At 59.6% G+C, this 18,933-nt stretch carries 20 protein-coding genes; 12 read left to right on the top strand and 8 right to left on the bottom strand.

Annotated elements, in window-relative coordinates; all coding sequences use genetic code 11:
- Nucleotides 1–156 precede the first annotated feature (156 nt).
- Nucleotides 157–1,014: an SDR family oxidoreductase gene (locus JSY17_RS01060; RefSeq protein WP_122370923.1), complete on the bottom strand. Its 858-nt coding sequence runs from the start codon at nt 1,012–1,014 to the stop codon at nt 157–159.
- Nucleotides 1,015–1,234: 220 nt separating this feature from the next.
- On the opposite strand from JSY17_RS01060, the gene JSY17_RS01055 reads away from it, so the two are divergent.
- From JSY17_RS01055 to JSY17_RS01030, 6 genes are all read left to right on the top strand, one after another.
- A complete protein-coding gene (locus tag JSY17_RS01055; protein WP_095067590.1) occupies nt 1,235–1,825 on the top strand; it encodes an amino acid synthesis family protein in 591 nt (196 codons plus the stop codon).
- Between the two features lie 40 nt (nt 1,826–1,865).
- Complete coding sequence (locus JSY17_RS01050; protein ID WP_117164800.1) at nt 1,866–2,699, top strand: alpha/beta fold hydrolase; 834 nt, start codon at nt 1,866–1,868, stop codon at nt 2,697–2,699.
- Entirely contained in the window at nt 2,696–4,177 is a 1,482-nt protein-coding gene (locus tag JSY17_RS01045; protein ID WP_117180938.1) for an aldehyde dehydrogenase, read from the top strand. The genes JSY17_RS01050 and JSY17_RS01045 overlap by 4 nt, the downstream gene beginning before the upstream one ends.
- A 14-nt stretch (nt 4,178–4,191) precedes the next feature.
- Nucleotides 4,192–4,677 carry a flavin reductase family protein gene (locus tag JSY17_RS01040; protein ID WP_117180939.1) on the top strand — a complete coding sequence of 162 codons (486 nt, stop codon included), beginning with the start codon at nt 4,192–4,194 and terminating at the stop codon, nt 4,675–4,677.
- A 172-nt stretch (nt 4,678–4,849) separates the two neighbouring features.
- A complete protein-coding gene (locus JSY17_RS01035; protein ID WP_117164803.1) occupies nt 4,850–5,602 on the top strand; it encodes a GntR family transcriptional regulator in 753 nt (250 codons plus the stop codon).
- A 1-nt stretch (nt 5,603) separates the two neighbouring features.
- A complete protein-coding gene (locus tag JSY17_RS01030) occupies nt 5,604–6,167 on the top strand; it encodes an NUDIX hydrolase (protein WP_117180940.1) in 564 nt (187 codons plus the stop codon).
- Nucleotides 6,168–6,311: 144 nt separating this feature from the next.
- Here the strand turns inward: JSY17_RS01030 and JSY17_RS01025 are convergent, their stop codons facing one another.
- Complete coding sequence (locus tag JSY17_RS01025) at nt 6,312–6,611, bottom strand: DUF1330 domain-containing protein (RefSeq protein WP_117164805.1); 300 nt, start codon at nt 6,609–6,611, stop codon at nt 6,312–6,314.
- Nucleotides 6,612–6,704: 93 nt separating this feature from the next.
- On the opposite strand from JSY17_RS01025, the gene ribBA reads away from it, so the two are divergent.
- From ribBA to JSY17_RS01000, 5 genes are all read left to right on the top strand, one after another.
- Complete coding sequence (ribBA, locus tag JSY17_RS01020) at nt 6,705–7,814, top strand: bifunctional 3,4-dihydroxy-2-butanone-4-phosphate synthase/GTP cyclohydrolase II (protein ID WP_117180941.1); 1,110 nt, start codon at nt 6,705–6,707, stop codon at nt 7,812–7,814.
- Nucleotides 7,815–8,122: 308 nt separating this feature from the next.
- On the top strand, nt 8,123–9,148 hold the full coding sequence (locus JSY17_RS01015; protein ID WP_117187081.1) for an ABC transporter substrate-binding protein: 1,026 nt from the start codon (nt 8,123–8,125) through the stop codon (nt 9,146–9,148).
- Nucleotides 9,133–10,089, top strand: a complete 957-nt coding sequence (locus tag JSY17_RS01010) for an ABC transporter permease (RefSeq protein ID WP_117180942.1) — start codon at nt 9,133–9,135, stop codon at nt 10,087–10,089. The genes JSY17_RS01015 and JSY17_RS01010 overlap by 16 nt, the downstream gene beginning before the upstream one ends.
- 3 nt (nt 10,090–10,092) lie before the next feature.
- Nucleotides 10,093–10,908, top strand: a complete 816-nt coding sequence (locus JSY17_RS01005) for an ABC transporter permease (protein ID WP_117164809.1) — start codon at nt 10,093–10,095, stop codon at nt 10,906–10,908.
- On the top strand, nt 10,905–12,059 hold the full coding sequence (locus tag JSY17_RS01000) for an ABC transporter ATP-binding protein (RefSeq protein WP_117180943.1): 1,155 nt from the start codon (nt 10,905–10,907) through the stop codon (nt 12,057–12,059). The genes JSY17_RS01005 and JSY17_RS01000 overlap by 4 nt, the downstream gene beginning before the upstream one ends.
- A gap of 195 nt (nt 12,060–12,254) precedes the next feature.
- On the opposite strand, the gene JSY17_RS00995 is transcribed toward JSY17_RS01000, so the two are convergent.
- From JSY17_RS00995 to JSY17_RS25555, 6 genes are all read right to left on the bottom strand, one after another.
- A complete protein-coding gene (locus JSY17_RS00995; RefSeq protein WP_117164811.1) occupies nt 12,255–12,656 on the bottom strand; it encodes an ExbD/TolR family protein in 402 nt (133 codons plus the stop codon).
- 1 nt (nt 12,657) lies between these two features.
- Complete coding sequence (locus JSY17_RS00990) at nt 12,658–13,380, bottom strand: MotA/TolQ/ExbB proton channel family protein (RefSeq protein ID WP_117187079.1); 723 nt, start codon at nt 13,378–13,380, stop codon at nt 12,658–12,660.
- 85 nt (nt 13,381–13,465) lie between these two features.
- The gene (locus tag JSY17_RS00985) at nt 13,466–14,278 is read right to left on the bottom strand and encodes an energy transducer TonB (RefSeq protein ID WP_117164813.1); all 813 of its coding nucleotides are present in this window, start codon (nt 14,276–14,278) and stop codon (nt 13,466–13,468) included.
- A 222-nt stretch (nt 14,279–14,500) separates the two neighbouring features.
- Entirely contained in the window at nt 14,501–15,010 is a 510-nt protein-coding gene (locus tag JSY17_RS00980) for a copper chaperone PCu(A)C (protein ID WP_162881700.1), read from the bottom strand.
- Complete coding sequence (locus JSY17_RS00975; protein ID WP_117180947.1) at nt 15,004–15,609, bottom strand: SCO family protein; 606 nt, start codon at nt 15,607–15,609, stop codon at nt 15,004–15,006. Before JSY17_RS00975 ends, JSY17_RS00980 begins: the two co-directional genes overlap by 7 nt.
- Before the next feature lie 92 nt (nt 15,610–15,701).
- Nucleotides 15,702–16,079: a DUF2946 domain-containing protein gene (locus JSY17_RS25555; protein WP_232849222.1), complete on the bottom strand. Its 378-nt coding sequence runs from the start codon at nt 16,077–16,079 to the stop codon at nt 15,702–15,704.
- A gap of 345 nt (nt 16,080–16,424) precedes the next feature.
- Here JSY17_RS25555 and JSY17_RS00965 point away from each other — a divergent pair, with 345 nt between their 5' ends.
- Nucleotides 16,425–18,920, top strand: a complete 2,496-nt coding sequence (locus JSY17_RS00965) for a TonB-dependent receptor plug domain-containing protein (protein WP_206401111.1) — start codon at nt 16,425–16,427, stop codon at nt 18,918–18,920.
- Nucleotides 18,921–18,933: the final 13 nt, after the last annotated feature.

The raw sequence follows: 18,933 nt of genomic DNA, 5'->3' as shown, positions 1-18,933 counted from the left end.
AGTTGATGCATGACTGAGTCGATCAACTTACGGGGATATCCCCGCAAGAGTCAAGGCACAGTCAAAAATGAATGACATAGGCAAACAGCAACGGCCTGTCGGTACCTCATCGACAGGCCATCACTGCATGGGATTGCAGCGAAAGCAGAATGTTCGCTACAAAATCGGCTTGCCGCCCGTCACGCTATACAGCGCACCGGAGGTATAGCTGGACTGGTCGGAAGCCAGCAGCACATAAATCGGTGCCACCTCGACAGGCTGTCCCGGACGCCCCAGCGGCGTCTGGCTACCGAAATTGCGGACTTCTTCGTCGGTCATGGTCGACACGATCAGGGGTGTCCAGATCGGTCCCGGCGCGACACTGTTGACCCGGATTCCACGCTCGCCAAGCAATTGCGCCAGACCGCCGGAAAAATTGGCAATCGCGCCTTTGGTGGAGGCATAAGGCAGCAGGGTCGGCTTGGGCATGTCGGCATTTACCGAGCTGGTGTTGATGATCGAACTGCCCGCAGCCATGTGCGGCACTGCCGCCTGACAGATGCGAAATATAGCCGTGATATTGATATCGAAGGTTCTCACCCATTCCTCATCGGAGATGTCCTCGAAGGTTTCATGAGTCATCTGGAAGGCTGCGTTATTGACCAGCACATCGATACGACCAAAGCGTCCAACCGTTTCCTCGACGATGTTGCGGCAGTGCTCTTTCTGCGCCAGATCCCCCGGCAGCAGCAGGCACTGCCTGCCAGCCTGCTCGACCCAGCGAGCGGTTTCCTGAGCATCCTCATGCTCATCAAGGTAAGAGAGCGCGACATCGGCCCCCTCCCGTGCAAAGGCAATGGCCACTGCACGGCCAATGCCGCTGTCGGCACCTGTGATCAGGGCAATCTTGTCTTGCAGCCGTTCAGAACCGCGGTAGCTCTGCTCGCCACAGTCGGGATAGGGCTCCATCTTCGCTTGCGAACCAGGCACCGATTGCGCCTGTTGCGGAAAAGGAGGTCTTGGGTAGTCAGTCATTTCTTTCTCCTGTAGTGGGCTGAAGGAGACGAAAACCGTCCATGGCCCATGAAATATCTGGCCTGCTAACGCCGGACAACGTTCAAAGAACCGCAGGACACCACTGACGAATGGTCACCGGAGAAGGTTTTTACAGCGTGCCCGAATAAAGCACTTGCACACACAATCTTATGGTATACCATCATACGAAATACAACAGTGCTCGATCCGGGAGTCCTACATGAGCTTTGAAATTCGCAAGATCGTCAATTACACCGAAGAAACCTTCATCGAAGGCGGCAAGGCGACCGACAAACCAGTGACCATGGTCGGCCTGGCTGTCGTGATCAAGAACCCTTGGCTCGGTCGTGGTTTTGTCGAAGACCTCAAGCCGGAAATCCGCGCCAACTGCTCCGAGCTGGGCGAACTGATGGTCAAGCGCCTGACTGCCGCCATCGGCGGTGCAGACAAGATCGAAGCCTACGGCAAGGCCGCAGTGGTCGGCGCCGAGGGCGAGATCGAACACGCTTCGGCGGTGATTCACACCCTGCGTTTCGGCAATCACTACCGTGAAGCGGTCAAGGCCAAGAGCTACCTGAGCTTCACCAACAAGCGCGGCGGCCCGGGCACTTCCATCCAGATCCCGATGATGCACAAGGATGACGAAGGTCTGCGTTCGCACTACATCACTCTGGAAATGCAGATCGAAGACGCACCGCGCGCCGACGAAATCATCGTCGTACTGGGTGCAGCCAACGGTGGCCGCCTGCATCCGCGTATCGGCAACCGTTATATCGATCTGGAAGAACTGGCTGCCGAGAAGGCCCAGTGATCATCCACCCCCAACAATAATGTCTGCGCAGGAGCGATCCATGATTCAGCTCACCGCTGAACGCACCCCGGCCGGAACCAGTTATCTGGCCACCGGCCAGGGCCACCCTGTGGTGTTGATTCACGGGGTGGGTCTGAACAAAGAAATGTGGGGCGGTCAGATTGTCGGCCTTTCCCCGCATTACCGAGTCATTGCCTACGACATGCTGGGTCATGGTTCGAGTCCGCGCCCGGACCCGGATACCGGCCTGCCCGGTTATGCAGAACAACTGCGTGAACTGCTCGACCACCTGGGCCTGCCTCAGGCCACGATCATCGGTTTCTCGATGGGCGGGCTGGTGGCGCGGGCCTTCGCCCTGCACTTCCCGCAATACCTGTCCGGCATGGTCATTCTCAACAGTGTGTTCAATCGCACCCCCGAACAACGTGCCGGTGTGATCGCACGCACCAGCCAGGCAGCCGAACACGGACCCGACGCCAATGCCGCAGAGGCCTTGTCGCGCTGGTTCAGCAAGGAATACCAGGCGGCCAACCCTGCGCAGATCGCTGCCATCCGCCAGAATCTGGCCAGCAACGATCCACAGGGCTACCTGACCACTTACAAGCTGTTCGCCACACAGGATATGTACCGCGCCGACGATCTGGGCGATATTCGCGCACCGACGCTGATTGCCACCGGCGAGCTGGACCCCGGTTCGACGCCGGACATGGCCCGTCAACTGGCAATGCGTATCCATGGTGCAGAAGTTGCGATACTGCCCGAGCAGCGGCACATGATGCCGGTGGAATCGCCGCGTCTGGTCAATCAGGTGTTGCTGGACTTTCTCGACAAGTCGGCAGCTCTACATAACCCGGCAAAGGGAATCGTTGCATGACTCTCACGCGCTTTCAGATGTGCATCGACGGCCAATGGGTCGACGCACTTTCCGGCAAGACCTTCGACAGTCTCAACCCTGCATTGGCCGAACCCTGGGCGCAGTTGCCCGACGCCGATGAAGCAGACGTGGAACGCGCCGTCCAGGCCGCGCAAAAGGCCTTTGAAGGCAAGGCCTGGCGTGGTCTGACAGCCACGGCACGGGGCAAGCTGCTGCGCAGGCTGGGCGACCTGATCGCCGAAAACAAGGAACAACTGGCGCAACTGGAAAGCCGCGACAACGGCAAGCTGATCCGCGAAACCCGCGGTCAGGTGAGCTATCTGCCGGAGTTTTTCCACTACACGGCCGGTCTTGCGGACAAACTCGAAGGCGGCACCCTGCCCCTCGACAAGCCCGACCTGTTTGCCTACACGGTCCATGAACCCATGGGCGTGGTTGCCGGAATCATTCCCTGGAACAGCCCGCTGTATCTGACCGCCATCAAGCTGGCTCCGGCACTGGCGGCAGGCAATACCATCGTGCTCAAGCCTTCCGAGCATGCCTCGGCGACCATTCTGGAACTGGCGCGTCTGGCGCTGGAAGCCGGTATTCCACCGGGCGTGGTGAATGTCGTGACCGGCTACGGCCCAAGTACCGGCGCGGCGCTGACCCGTCATCCGCTGGTGCGCAAGATCGCCTTTACCGGCGGCGCTGCAACCGCGCGCCATGTGGTGCGCAGCAGTGCCGAAAACTTCGCCAAGCTGTCGCTGGAACTGGGTGGCAAATCCCCCAATATCATCTTTGCCGACGCCGATCTGGACAGCGCCATCAATGGCGCGGTCGCCGGTATCTATGCCGCATCGGGGCAAAGCTGCGTGTCCGGTTCGCGACTGCTGGTCCAGGACGAGATCTACGACGAGTTCGTCGAACGTCTGGCCGAACGCGCCAGCCGCATCCGCATCGGCAACCCCCAGGACGAAACCACTGAAATGGGCCCGATGGCCACTGCCCAGCAACTGGCCGTAGTCGAAGGCCTGGTGGCTGACGCTCTGGCCGAAGGCGCACGCCTGCGTCTGGGTGGCAAGCGGCCCGAAACGGCAGGCGAAGGCTGGTTCTACGAGCCGACCCTGTTCGAGTGCGACCGCAATTCCATGAAGATCATGCAGGAAGAAGTCTTCGGTCCTGTCGCTTCGGTAATCCGCTTCAAGGATGAGGCCGAAGCCCTGGCGATTGCCAACGACTCCCAGTTCGGCCTGGCAGCCGGTATCTGGACCCGGGACCTGGGCCGCGCACACCGTCTGGCACGGGACATCCGTTCAGGTATCATCTGGGTCAACACCTATCGAGCCGTATCTGCCATGGCCCCCATCGGCGGGTTCAAGAACAGCGGCTATGGCCGGGAAAGCGGCATTGACTCGGTCCTGGCCTATACCGAACTGAAAACGGTATGGATCAATCTATCGCAGGCCCCCATGCCTGATCCTTTTGTAATGCGTTGAGTGAGGCGGCGGCAATGATAGAACCCGGCATTTATAAAGAAGTCATGGCGTCCTTTCCTTCGGGCGTGACCATCGTCACCACACTGGATGCCGAAGGCAGTCTGGTAGGCATCACCGCCAGCGCCTTCAGCGCACTGTCCATCGACCCGGCACTGGTGCTGTTCTGCCCGAACTACGCCAGCGACACCTACCCCGTGCTGCGCGACAGCAAGAAGTTCGCCATCCACCTGCTCTCTGCCGATCAACAGGCTGAAGCCTATGCGTTCGCCAGCAAGGGCAAGGACAAGACCAAGGGCATCGAATGGCACCTGAGCGACCTCGGCAACCCTTTACTGAGCAAGGCAACGGCGATCATCGAGTGCGAACTGTGGCGCGAATATGACGGCGGCGATCACGCGATCATCGTTGGCGCGGTGAAAAACCTGATCCTGCCCGAAACACCTGCGACGCCGATGCTCTACTACCGCGGCAAACTGGGGGCTCTGCCACCTTTTGCATGAGACGGGGTTCTTGGTAGTCAAGAGCAACGGCATGATAAACTCGGCGTCCTTCCGGGCGATGCATGCCCGGTCATGCGTCAGCCCGGCCGGTTTTCAGGCTGACGCCATGAACGCGACCGTCCTTGTTCTGGCCGTGTTTTTCACATAGACAGCCCCACTCCGAGCACACCCGATGAAACGCCTGCCACTCGACGACAACTTCAAGGTCAATCGCAACCCCGTTACCCTGCGCGAAATCGTGCTGGACAAACTGCGCAGCGCGATCATGAACTTCCAGCTCCTGCCGGGAGATCGTCTGGTCGAGCGAGACCTGTGCGATCGTCTCGGGGTCAGCCGGACATCCGTGCGTGAAGCCTTGCGCCATCTGGAGTCCGAGGGGCTGGTGGAGTTTGCCGACGCCAAGGGGCCGCGGGTCGCCATCATTACCCTGGAAGATGCCTGCGACATCTATGAGCTGCGTTGCGTGCTCGAAGGGTTGATCGTGCAGCTTTTCACCCTGCGAGCCAAGGCAAAGGATATCCGTGCCCTGGAAAAGGCCCTCGAGGAAAACCGCAAGGCGCTCGACGATGGCGAACTGCAACAGGTCATCGATTCGGTGCAAAGCTTCTACGATGTACTGCTCGAAGGCTCGGGCAATCACATCGCCGCCACCCAGTTGCGCCAGTTGCAGGCGCGCATCAGCTACCTGCGAGCCACCTCGGTGTCACAGATCAACCGACGCGGTGCCAGCAGCCAGGAAATGGAACGCATCGTCGAAGCCATCAAGAGCGGCGACCCTCTGGCCGCCCACCAGGCTTCGGTCGATCACGTACGCAATGCTGCCGCTGTGGCACTGGAATACCTCAAGTCCAAGCAGGACGATGACGCCAAAGTCCGCGACATCGTTGCGCCGATTGCCATCAAAGAACCCCGAATAGGACGCTGACATGCCTGCGCCGCGCTTTTGTCCGCAATGTGGCAGTGCCGATCTCGATCAGCGCGTGCCACCGGGCGATACCCATGCGCGACTGATGTGCGGCAGCTGCAATTACATTCACTACGTCAATCCGAAGATCATTGCCGGCTGCATCATCGAGCAGGAAGGCAAATACCTGCTGTGCCAGCGGGCAATCGCACCACGCCCCGGCACCTGGACGCTACCGGCCGGTTTCATGGAGAGCGGCGAAACCACCGAACAGGCCGCCCTGCGGGAAGTCTGGGAAGAAAGCGGCGTACGCGCAGAAATCATCTCGCCCTACTCCATCTTCAGCGTGCCGAGGATCAGCGAGGTGTATATCGTCTTCCGCGCCATAGCCCTGGAGGTTACCGGCCAGTTCGGGCCGGAGACGCTGGATTACAGATTCTTCGCCCCCGAAGACATCCCGTGGGACAGCATCTACTACCCCGCCATCCGGCAAATCCTCGAACGCTACATCGCCGAACGTCAGGCCGGGGTATATGGCCTGTACATGGGCAATGACGATACCGGCAAGGTGCATTTCATCCGGTAAAAGCCAATCAGGCGGCAAGGTCAGAATTCATGGGAGAACCTTGGCCGCGACGACCTGCTTGAAAGCGCTGAACATGTGTTGCCTGCAAGCTGCATCGTCGCGGCCAAGGCCCCTTCTACAAGTGACTGCCTTGACTGATCGGCATTACTCCTGCTGCGCGATCCCCTCGACAATCACAATCTCGGCCTTCGCCACGCCCTGGCGATGACTCATCGCTTCCTGATACTCGGGCGAGCGATAACAGGCCAAAGCCTGCTCATACGACTCGAATTCGATCACCACGGTGCGCTGTGGCGTGTCGCGGCCTTCGACGGCTTCGGAGCGCCCACCGCGCGCCATGAATTTGCCACCAAATAATTCAAATGCCGCTGGCGCTCGCTGGGTATATTCGCTGTACTGCTTGGGGTCGGTGACATCCACATTTGCAATCCAATAAGCCTTCATCGCGATCTCACTGTTTCAATGATAGGGAATCTGTGAAATATTCTGTCTTATGGTATACCACGATTTTTCATCCATAACACCGAGATCCTGAGTATGGCGTTCGATCGCATCGAAGACATCATTGAAGACTACCGTCAGGGCAAGATGGTCCTGCTGGTGGACGACGAAGACCGGGAAAACGAAGGTGACCTGCTGCTCGCCGCCGATCTCTGCACGCCTCAGGCCATCAGTTTCATGGCCCGCGAAGCCCGTGGCCTGATCTGCCTTACCCTGACCGACGAACATTGCCAGCGTCTGGGGCTGGAGCAGATGGTGCCCAGCAACGGCAGCGTATTCGCCACGGCATTCACCGTTTCCATCGAAGCCGCCACGGGTGTCAGCACCGGCATTTCCGCCGCAGACCGTGCCCGCACCATTCAGGCTGCCGTGAATCCCGAAGCCTGCGCCGATGATCTGGTCCAGCCCGGCCATATTTTCCCGCTGCGCGCCCGCGAAGGCGGTGTGCTGACCCGTGCCGGTCATACCGAAGCCGGCTGTGACCTGGCGCGTCTGGCAGGCCTGACGCCTGCATCGGTGATCGTGGAAGTCATGAACGATGACGGCACCATGGCCCGCCGCCCCGATCTGGAGCTGTTCGCCGAAAAGCATGGCATCCGTATCGGCACCATCGCCGATCTGATCCACTACCGCCTGAGCACCGAACACACTGTCGTGCGCATCGGCGAACGCGAACTGCCGACCGTTCACGGGACCTTCCGCCTGTTCAGCTACGAGGACCGGATCGAAGGTGGCGTACACATGGCCATGGTCATGGGCGATATCCAGCGCGATTACCCGACACTGGTGCGCGTACACGTGGTCGATCCACTGCGCGATCTGGTAGGTGCCGAGTACACGGGGCCGGCGAACTGGACGCTCTGGGCTGCGCTGCAGAAAGTCGCCGAAGAAGGTCGCGGCGTGGTCGTGGTGCTGGCCAACCACGAATCTTCCCAGGCACTGCTGGAACGTATTCCGCAGCTTACCCAGCCGCCGCGTCAATACACCCGTTCGCAGTCACGCATTTATTCGGAAGTCGGCACTGGCGCACAGATTCTGCAAGACCTTGGCGTGGGCAAATTGCGCCATCTGGGCCCTCCCCTCAAATACGCCGGACTGACCGGATACGATCTGGAAGTGGTTGAAAGTATTCCCTTTACTGGCTGATTTCAGCACTGGAAGGCAGCAGGTAACACGATAGAAGAAGAGACGCTAACCCCCGTAAAACAGGGGTTTCACCGGTAAAAAAAGCAAAATGAACGGGTTCCGACAAGGCAAAATACTTGCACAAAGTTTGGAATACCATAATATGACATTCCGTAGACCGAAGGTTTTGTCAGGTGTCCCCCGCCGGGGGAGAAAGCCAACAACAGCACCCGACACGGTCACCAGTTTCTCCGGTCCACTGGACCTACTGCTCCCGAATACGCGGGCATGAAAAGCCCGCTCAAAACACAACAAATGAGGGCGTGAAAATGGTGTTGAACAAACGAGCAACTGCAGCTCTTGCTGCTGGCATTCTGGCTATCTCGAGTCTCACAGCCATGGCCGCCGAAAGCGTCAACTTCGTCAGTTGGGGTGGCTCTACCCAGGACGCACAGAAGCAGGCCTGGGCAACGCCCTTCACCAAAGCCAGCGGCATTACCGTTGTGCAGGACGGTCCTACCGACTACGGCAAACTCAAGGCCATGGTGGAAAGCGGCAACGTGCAATGGGATGTCGTGGATGTGGAAGCCGACTTCGCCCTGCGTGCCGCCAGCGAAGGCCTGCTGGAACCCCTTGATTTCACCACCATCAAACGCGACCGGATCGACCCGCGCTTCGTCTCGGATCACGGCGCAGGCTCGTTCTTCTTCTCCTTCGTACTGGGTTACAACGAAAGCAAGGTAGGCGCCAAGACCCCGCAAGACTGGTCTGCCATGTTCGACACCAAGACCTATCCCGGCAAACGCGCGCTCTACAAATGGCCAAGCCCTGGTGTGCTTGAGCTGGCACTGCTGGCCGATGGCGTTGCGCCTGACAAGCTCTACCCGCTGGATCTGGACCGCGCCTTCAAGAAACTCGACACCATCAAGAAAGACATCGTCTGGTGGGGCGGCGGCGCTCAATCCCAGCAACTGCTGGCTTCGGGTGAAGCGTCCATGGGTCAGATGTGGAACGGCCGTGTCTACGCCTTGCAACAGGATGGCGCACCTGTGGGCGTGAGCTGGAAGCAGAACCTGGTCATGGCCGATTTCCTGGTCGTGCCCAAAGGGGCCAAGAACAAGGCCGCTGCCATGAAGTTCATCGCCGAAGCGACCAGTCCCAAAGGCCAGGCCGACTTCTCCAACCTCAGCGCCTATGCACCGGTCAACCTGGACAGCGTACCGCGTCTGGATTCGACACTGGCACCGAACCTGCCGACCGCATATGCCTCGGAGCAGATCACTCTCGACTTCGCCTACTGGGCCAAGAACGGTCCTGATATCGCGACACGGTGGAACGAATGGCTGGTCAAGTAAAAATGACGGCTATTGCTTCCCGTCAACCCAACCCGGCCGGTGGTGCGTCAAGCACCGCTGGCGCGGCTTGCACCAAGGCAGTGAAGATGCAGCCAAAAACGTCTTTGTCACAACGCTGGCGCGGCAGTCGCAACCTGCTCCCGGCACTGCTCTTTCTGGGGCTTTTTTTCTTCGCACCACTCATAGGTCTGTTGCTTCGCGGTGTGCTGGAACCTGTTCCGGGGCTGGGCAACTACGAACAACTGTTCGCCAACTCCGCCTACGCCAGAGTGTTGTTCAACACCTTCTCGGTGGCGGGTCTGGTAACCCTGTTCAGTGTGCTGCTGGGTTTCCCGCTGGCCTGGGCGATTACCCTGGTGCCACGCGGCTGGGGCCGCTGGATTCTCAATATCGTGCTGCTGTCGATGTGGACCAGCCTGCTGGCCCGCACCTACTCCTGGCTGGTACTGCTCCAGGCTTCCGGTGTGGTCAACAAGACACTGATGGCGATGGGAATTATCGATCAGCCACTGGAGATGGTGCACAACCTCACTGGCGTGGTGATCGGCATGAGCTACATCATGATTCCGTTCATCGTGCTGCCGTTGCAGGCGACCATGCAGGCCATTGACCCGATGGTGTTGCAGGCCGGCTCCATCTGCGGCGCAAGCCCGTGGACCAATTTCTTCAGGGTGTTCCTGCCGCTGTGCCGCTCGGGACTGTTTTCCGGGGGGTTGATGGTTTTCGTCATGTCGCTGGGTTACTACGTCACCCCCGCTCTGCTCGGTGGCGCACAGAACATGATGCTGCCCGAGTTCATCGTCCAGCAGGTGCAATCCTTCCTGAACTGGGGACTGGCCAGCGCCGCAGCCGCGCTGCTGATCCTGATTACCCTGGTGCTGTTCTACTTCTATCTCAAGCTCCAGCCGGAATCCCCGGTCGGCGCCAGCAATGCGAGGTAAGCCATGCTCCTGACTCCCAATGCCATGAGCACGCGCCTGCGGTTGGGTCTGTACCTGACCACCGGCGTGATCGCGCTGTTTCTGTTGCTGCCGATCCTGTTCATCGTGCTGCTTTCGTTCGGTTCCTCCCAGTGGCTGGTGTTCCCGCCACCGGGCTGGACCCTGAAGTGGTATCAACAGTTCTTCTCCAATCCGGAATGGATGGACGCGGCGATGTCCAGCTTCAAGGTCGCCGTGCTGACCACCATCAGCGCCGTCGCCCTGGGCCTGCCCACCGCCTTTGCGCTGGTGCGCGGACGCTTTCCGGGCCGTGACATGCTGTATGGCCTCTTCACCCTGCCGATGATCGTGCCGCTGGTGATCATTGCCGTGGCCGTGTATGCGCTGTTCCTCAAGCTGGGCTACACCGGCACGCTGTTTTCCTTCGTGGTCAGCCATGTGATCGTGGCGCTGCCGTTCACCATCATCTCGATCATCAACTCGCTGAAACTGTTCGACCAGTCCATCGAGGATGCTGCCGTGATCTGTGGCGCATCGCGGATGCAGGCGGTGATCAAGGTCACCTTCCCGGCCATTCGCCCCGGCATGATCGCCGGTGCGCTGTTCGCGTTCCTGGTGTCGTGGGACGAGGTGGTCCTGAGCGTGATGATGGCCAGCCCGACCCTGCAAACCCTACCCGTCAAAATGTGGACCACTCTGCGTCAGGATCTGACCCCGGTCATTGCAGTCGCTTCGACGCTGCTGATCGCCCTGTCGGTGCTGGTCATGTTCATCGCCGCGACCCTGCGTCGCCGCAACGAAGCCCGGAGTACCTCATGAGCGCCGTAATCAAAGACAACGCGCAACACGACCCGAACACTCTGGTCAGCCTGTGCAACCTGAACAAGCATTACGGCGATTTCGCTGCCGTGGACAACATCGATCTGGATATTCAGGACGGTGAATTCCTGACCTTCCTGGGCTCCAGCGGCTCAGGCAAGAGCACCACATTGTCGATGCTGGCAGGGTTCGAAACGCCCAGTTCGGGAGAAATCCTGGTGGGTGGCAAGTCACTGGTGAACGTACCGCCCCACAAGCGGGATATCGGCATGGTGTTCCAGCGTTACTCGCTGTTTCCGCACCTGTCGGTACGCGACAACATCGCCTTCCCGCTGGCCATCCGCAAACTGCCGGCGGCCGAGCGCGACAAACGCGTGGATGCCATGCTCAAGCTGGTGCAACTGGAACAGTTCGCCCATCGCCGCCCTTCGCAACTGTCCGGCGGCCAGCAGCAACGTGTGGCCATTGCCCGGGCACTGGTTTACGAACCACGCATTCTGCTGATGGACGAGCCCCTGGGCGCGCTGGACAAGAAACTGCGTGAAGATCTGCAGGATGAACTGCGGCAATTGCATCGCCGCCTGGGCATCACCATTGTCTACGTGACTCATGATCAGGAAGAAGCCATGCGCCTGTCGCAGCGCATTGCGATCTTCAGCCACGGCAAGATCGTCGGCCTGGGCACCGGCTATGACCTCTATCAGAACCCGCCCAATGCCTTTGTCGCTTCGTTCCTGGGCAACTCGAACTTCCTGAAGCTCAAGGCTCAAGGCAATGCGGTGGCGACCTTTGAAGGCGCGCCACTGTCGATCCGACTGACTTCCGGCCTGAAAACCGATCAGGACCTGTTGCTGATGATCCGCCCGGAAAAAGCCCAGGCCCTGAGTCTTCAGCAGGCTGCGGCGACACCGCTGGAACAGGGCTGGAACGAGGTGACTGCCAAGGTGACGGAAGTGTTGTTTCTCGGTGAAAGCCAGACCTGCGCAGTTGTCACGCCCGGCGGCACAGCCATGACGGTCAAGGCACTGTCGGCCACCGGTCTGCAGTTGCAGGCTGGAGATCCGGTACTGGTACGCTGGGCGACTGCCGATGCCTGTATCTACACCGAATGGGCCGAAGGCGATCTGAACAAGGCAGCCGGGGCGCATTGAGGCAGCGGACTCTACACGCCTGCCGCCACATTGCTTGCGCACGCAAGACCGTTCGCCAATGAATTGGCTCCTGCCGGGACTCTTGCCCGCAGGAGCCAATTCATTCGCGAAAAACGCCAACCCACAGGCAAAAAAAAGACCGTACCTACCTGGGGATACGGCCTTAAAGGCTTCACTGTCTTGAAGGGTATTGCTCTATTTGGCAGTGATCACCGATAACTTGGTGATACCTGCACGTTCGATCGAGGCCATGGCGCGAGCCACTTCGCCGTAGTTCACATCGTTGTCCGCCTGAAGCTGCACACGAACCTGCGCATCCTTGGCCTTGGCGGCCTGAAGATTGGTTTCCAGCAGATCTGCCTGGATCTCGTCCTTGTTGATGAATACCTTGCCCTTCCCGTCGATGCTCACTACCAGCGGGTCCTTCTGCTCTGCCGGGGCGACCGCTTCGGTCTTGGGCAGATTGATCGGAATCGAGTTGGTCAGCAGCGGCGCGGTGACGATGAACACCACCAGCAGTACCAGCATCACGTCCACCAGAGGCGTTACGTTGATTTCGCTGAGTACTTCGTCATTGTCTTGAGTGGAGAAGGCCATATCAGGACGCCTCCTTCACTTTCTGGCCAGCACCGGCGCCATTCTTGGTCAGGACCGGGTGCAGCAGGACACGGAATGAGTGTTTCTGCGCCAGGCTGTAGAAATCATGGGCAAAGTCGTCCAGGTCGGCAGCGGTCAGCTTCAGGCGACGCAGGAAGTAGTTGTAGACCAGCACCGCAGGTACTGCGACCGCGATACCGACACCGGTTGCAACCAGTGCCGCACCGATCGGGCCGGCCACGGTTTCCAGGCTGGCGGACCCCGCTGCGCTGATGCCCTTGAGTGCCGACATGATGCCCCACACCGTACCGAACAGACCGATAAAGGGCGAAGTGCTGCCGATACTGGCCAGGATAGCCAGACCGGTTTCCAGCGAACGACGCTCACGCACGATCTGCTGACGCAAGGCACGCTCCAGACGATCCTGATGGTTGATCGACTGGCTCAGGTCCGTCTGCTGTCCGCCTTCATGAACCTGAATGGCGGCATAACCGGCCTGGGCAACGCGAGCGGCAGCGCCAGGCTGTTGCTGAGCCAGCTCGGCGGCCGAATCCAGGCTGGAGGCCGCCCAGAACTGTTTATGGAACTTGCGATCCTGGGATTTCAGACGTGAAAACTGTACGCCCTTGAGCAAGGCCAGGCCCCAGGTCGCGACGGAAAAGACCACCAGCAGCCAGATGACCGCGTGTTCGATGGATTCAAAAGGGGATGCCAGTAAGTTCATGATCTGTGCTCTCGTGCTGATACGTCAGGTTCTGGTGTCGCGATGCTCCTTTTGTCAGGTGGCCCGCATTGAATCGTTGCAACCGTTATTTGATCTTGAAGTCGATGGGTACGCTGACCCAGCCGTCCTGAGCGACATCGCCCTGCTTGGCGGGAACGAAGCTCCAGCGCTTGACTGCCGTTACGGCGGCTTCGTCGAGCGAGTCACGACCACTGCTTTTCTGAATCTGTATTTCGCCGGGTTTGCCGCTGGCCAGTACATGCACTCGCAACAGAACCGTCCCTTCCCAACCGCGGCGCATGGCCAACGCCGGGTATTCCGGAGCCGGGTTGCGCAGGTAACCGGCGCTGGCCGAAGCCGGGGTCACCGGTGCCGGTGCAGGCGGCGCGGGTGGCGCGGGCGCTGCAACCGGTTGTGGCGGAGCAGGTGGCGCTGGCGGTTGCTCCACAGGCTTGGCGACAGGCTTGGGAGGTGGCGGCTTCACGACCGGTTTGGGTTTTGGCTTGGGTGGTGGCTTGACGGCCAGCTCATCCTCCACGGGAGGCGGCGGCTCGACTACGGGTTGAACGATTGGCTCCGGCGGCGGTGGCGGCGTTTCAACCACGGGCGGCGCGGGCTGAGAGAATTCGATGGTCATCGGCGGGATTTCCGGCGGGACAACCGGCAGAACAGGTGTCTTGGCCTGACTCAGCCAGTAGATCACAGCACCATGCAGCACCAGAGCAAATGCACCGAGCAGAACGGCTTCACGGCGTCCAAGAACCGGCTTGGGCGTACGGTGCAACCGCGACTGCGCCAAGGGTCCCCGAAAAGGACGCCCCAGATCGACCAATTCGCCGCTCGGCGTTTGGCGCCAAGGCACTTCGTGCGCACTGGCTGCGGTCTGGACATTGCCCATTGATACACTCCTGCATTTTTTCAGTAAAAATCCAGGTTCTGTTGGTATCAGTCACCTTTCCAAGTTGGTAGCGCCGGGCAATCATCCCTGATCGCGCTTGTTCCTGAAAAGAATATTTAGTTCTCCTGTTATTCTTTAATTGAATATAAAAATCTCACCATTAAAAAAGCCCCGGCATGCACGGGCATGACGGGGCCTGGAACAGACCGGGACAAACCTCAATCAGTGGCCGCTATGATCGCCATGGCCGGAATGCCCCTGAGCAGTCAGCGCCCTGACAGGTGCGCTGACCTTGATCGACTCCTTGACGCCCTTGTCGTCCTCGACGGTCAGGGTCAGTGGCACCTGATCGCCCTCCTTCACCTGAGCCACCAGCCCCATGAGCATCACGTGATAGCCGTTGGAGTCCAGCACTACTGTCTTGCCAGCCGGCAGGTCAATGGATTTGACCTGCTGCATGTTCATCACATCATTCTTCATGCTCATCTGATGGATCTGCACGTCTTTCGCGGCAGGCGAACTGACTTCCACCAGCTTGCCGCCCGTGCTCGAAGTGATGTTCATGAAAGCGCCGGTCGCTGGCTGCCCGGCAACCGTGGCACGTACCCAGGCATCGTCAACGGTGGTCTGCGCATGGGCCTGCAGGCTGAAACCCAGCACGGAAAGGGCCAGCAGCAGGCTTTTGCACGGGGCAGTGGTCAGGGCATTACGGATCAGAGTATTCATCAACATACTTCCATCAAAGTGAGCAGGTCTTCCGCGCATTGCTGTGCGGACAGCGAGTGAGACAGGCCGAGGCGCAACACGCCACGGGTATCGAACACATAGCTGGTGGAGGTGTGGGAAATCGTATAAGTGTCGCCCAGCGGCACCTTCTCGTAGAACACGCCGAATTCCTTGGCCGTGGCCGCGGTTTCTTCCAGAGTGCCGGACAGCGCCACAAAGCTTGGATCGAAAGCCTTTACGTAGGATTCGATGACTTTTGGCGTGTCACGCTCAGGGTCCAGGGTGATGAACACCACCTGGAAGGTATCGGCATCGGCGCCCATCAGTTTCTTGATCTGCGCCGCCCGGGCCAATGCGGTCGGACAGACTGCCGGGCACTGGGTAAAGCCGAAAAACACCATCGGCATGTAACCCCGGAAACTCGACAGGGTCAGCACGTCGCCCTGAGCGTTGCGCAGCTTGAAGTTGCGCCCGATGATCTTGTTGCTCAGATCCTTGCCGTACTTGAACGGCAAGGCATTGGAGTTATTGCAACCGGTCAGAACGCCAAGGCTCAGCAATGAGAGGCCCGCGAGCACTTCGCGACGGGTCAGGTATTGAGTCATGCATTACGGTCCTTTGAAGGAAAACAGGCAAGGCATGCAGCACGTCACATGCCGGATGCGCTGCAGACAACCAGTGAACGCAAGACCGGGCTTCAGGGTGCCTGCGGCACCAGCCCCGGCGAAGTGTGACGGGAAGACTCGCGCATCAGGCCCGGCGGGATGCGCAGCCTGACATTGCGCGAGCGAAGCAGCCAGCCCAGCCCGATGAAGAACACCACGAAACCGGTCAGCTTGCCGGCAAAGGTGCAGTCAAGCATCGCCAGTTGCATGACCAACGCATGCCTGGCCTCGTCCGGGCCTTCCATAGACAGGGAAGTGTCCGGGTGATCGCCACAGATATCGGCGGCCTCTACAGAGGAAAACGTCCCCAGCATCTGCCCATGGCTGATGCTGCACATGAACCCATTGAACAGGATGAAGCCATACAGCATCCAGGCAATGAGCGAGCGGTGGGTTCGGACGAATTTCATGGTCGCGAATCTACCACTCTCACGCTGCGCCGAACACCGCGAATCCACGGACGGCATGCAGGCAAAGGCAGGAAGCGTGCGGTTACGGGCCACAGCCCGAGGTGCGACAAAGTGGCGCAGGCAGCGCAACTGAGATGCTCGGGGCGGTCAGAACAGATTATTCACCGACCATAAAATGCAATTAATTTATCTACTTTAAAATATAAATACATATTTTTCATAATTAGCTTATGCCGAAAAGAACTTTCACATGATTGTTTCATAACCATATATTCCCGCTTACAGACCGACCCTTACCAGTGGAGGCTCAGAAAAACTTCCCGAAACTGACAAGGATCATCACCCATGGCCTTCACTGCTCGAGCAGCCAGAACGTCCCTGCCCCCTCACCTGTTGAAAGGCATCGCCCTTGCCGGTCTGGGCTTGATAACGCCCGTGCAGGCAGCAGAAGAAGCCGGCAATGATACCCGTCTGGACAAGGTCACGGTCATCTCCACCGGGATTCGCGGCACCGAACGCACGGTGACCGACAGCCCGGCGCCCATCGATATCGTCACCAGCGAACAACTGCTCAAGACCGGCCGCGCCGACCTGACCGAAGCCATCGCCAAGCTGTTGCCTTCGTTCAATTACGGCACCAACGTCGCCGGTTACAACTCCACCATCCGCCCTCTGTCCAACCGCAGCCTGGCACCGGCCTACACACTGGTGCTGGTCAATGGCAAGCGACGCCATAACAGTGCCCTCCCCGCCAACGGCTCCACCGACAGCAGCGGTGCCAACTCGGTGGATATCGACATGATCCCCATCAGCGCGGTGGAGCGCATCGAAGTCCTCAAGGACAGCGCCGCTGCCCAGTATGGCTCCGATGCCATCGCGGGCGTGATCAACGTCATCCTCAAATCCAGCGCCCAGGGCGGCCACCTGGGCGTGACCTATGGCAGGCTCTACAGCGGTGAAGGCGAAGTGACCAAGTTCGAGGGCGATACGGGCTTCGAACTGGGGGATGGCGGTTTCCTGCACCTGTCCGCCGATGCGCGCAAACGCGGCGATGCCAGCTGGAATGAAAAGGCTACCAACAATGCCTATTTCCCCGGCGATCCTCGCGAAGCGACCTGGGACCGGGTAGGCGTCAAGAATGGCGATCCGCAGATCAAGGCCTTCAACCTGGCCTACAACGCCGAACTGCCCCTGGATGAGCAGACCCGGCTGTATTCCTACGGCACCTATGGCCAACGCGACGCCATCATCAACAACTATTTCCGCTACCCCAATGGCAACGCCAACATTCCGGAACTGTTCCCCGACGGCTACTACCCGCTGAACAACCTGGATGACACCGACTACCAGTACCTGATCGGCGCCAAAGGCGAATCCCTGGGCTGGAACTGGGACCTGAGCACCACATACGGACGCAACAACAATCATCAATACAGTGACCTGACCATCAACCCGTCACTGGGGCCGGCCTCCCCGACTTCATTCGATGACCTGGCGACCTATCGCTTCGAGCAGTGGGTCAACAACCTGGATATCACCCGCGCCTTTGACGGCGTGTTCGGCGTCCCGCTACAGGTTTCCGCAGGCCTGGAACATCGCTGGGAGCGCTTCCGGACCTTCGCCGGTGACGCACAGGCCTATCAAGTGGGTGGCTATCGTTTCCCGGCCACTCTGCCCAGTGGCCAGCCCAATCCGCTGGCAGGCCAGTTGGCCTCGATTGCCGCTCAGGCTGCGGCGGTCATTTCGCCTCAGGATGCAACCAGCATCAAACGCAACAACTATGCGGCTTATGTGGACTTCGGCATCACGCCCATCGAGCCCTTGTTCATCGATCTGGCACTGCGCGCAGAGCATTTCGATGACGACTCGGGCAACACCCTCAGTGCCAAGCTCAACTCCCGCTATGAATTCACCGACACCTTCGCGGTGCGCGGCACAGTGGGCACAGGCTTCCGGGCGCCCTCCCTGACCCAGATCGGCTACAGCATCTCGGACAACCGGGTCGGCACGGCCCCCGACGGCACCGTCGTGCCCGCCGTGACCCGCATTGCGCCGGTCAACTCGGCGCTGGCCCAAGCGCTGGGTGCCACACCTCTGGACCCGGAAAAATCCCGCAACCTGGGCCTGGGTCTGACCTGGCAACCGGCACCGCGCACCAGCCTGACGGTCGATGCCTACTGGATCGAGATCGCCGACCGCATCGCACGCACCGAAAGCCTTTACGGCCCGGCACTGGCACCGATTCTCACGGCCCAGGGCGTGGACAACAGCACCTGGACCTCGTATTACGCCAACGCCTTCGACACCCGCACTCGCGGCCTGGATATCGTGTTCGATCATTCCAGCCGTTACGGTGCCTTTGGCGATGTGCGCTGGAGCGCCGGATTCAATTACAACAAGACCATCATCACCGACGTCAAGAACGCGCCTTCGGCCTTGCAAGGCCTGGGCGACAATACCGGCGGCAGCCTGACCTGGGTCGGTCGTGCCCGGGAAGGCGACCTCACCGATGCCCAACCCAAGACCAAATGGGTTCTGGGTGCCAACTGGACCCTGGGCGACCTGAATGTGAACCTGCAGACCACCCGTTACGGCAAGGTCAAGACACTGCAACAACTGGAAAGTGGCGACCGCAGCTTCGGTGCCAAATGGATTACCGATCTGGACCTGTCCTACACCATTCAGGAAAACATCACGGTCAGCCTGGGAGGCACCAACATTTTCGATGTGCGCCCGGACAAGAACGCAATCCCTTCGGCCAATGGCCTGAATCTCTACAGCAACCCGCCGTTCTATCCGGGTGGCGGATTCTGGTACAGCAAGATCGCCTATGACTTCTGAAGCACGTCTTGCG

The sequence above is a fragment of the Pseudomonas capsici genome, assembly GCF_017165765.1.
Taxonomy (GTDB): domain Bacteria; phylum Pseudomonadota; class Gammaproteobacteria; order Pseudomonadales; family Pseudomonadaceae; genus Aquipseudomonas; species Aquipseudomonas capsici.
The sequence above is the reverse complement of the archived record's forward strand: the minus strand, read 5'-3'. Positions and strand labels throughout refer to the sequence as shown.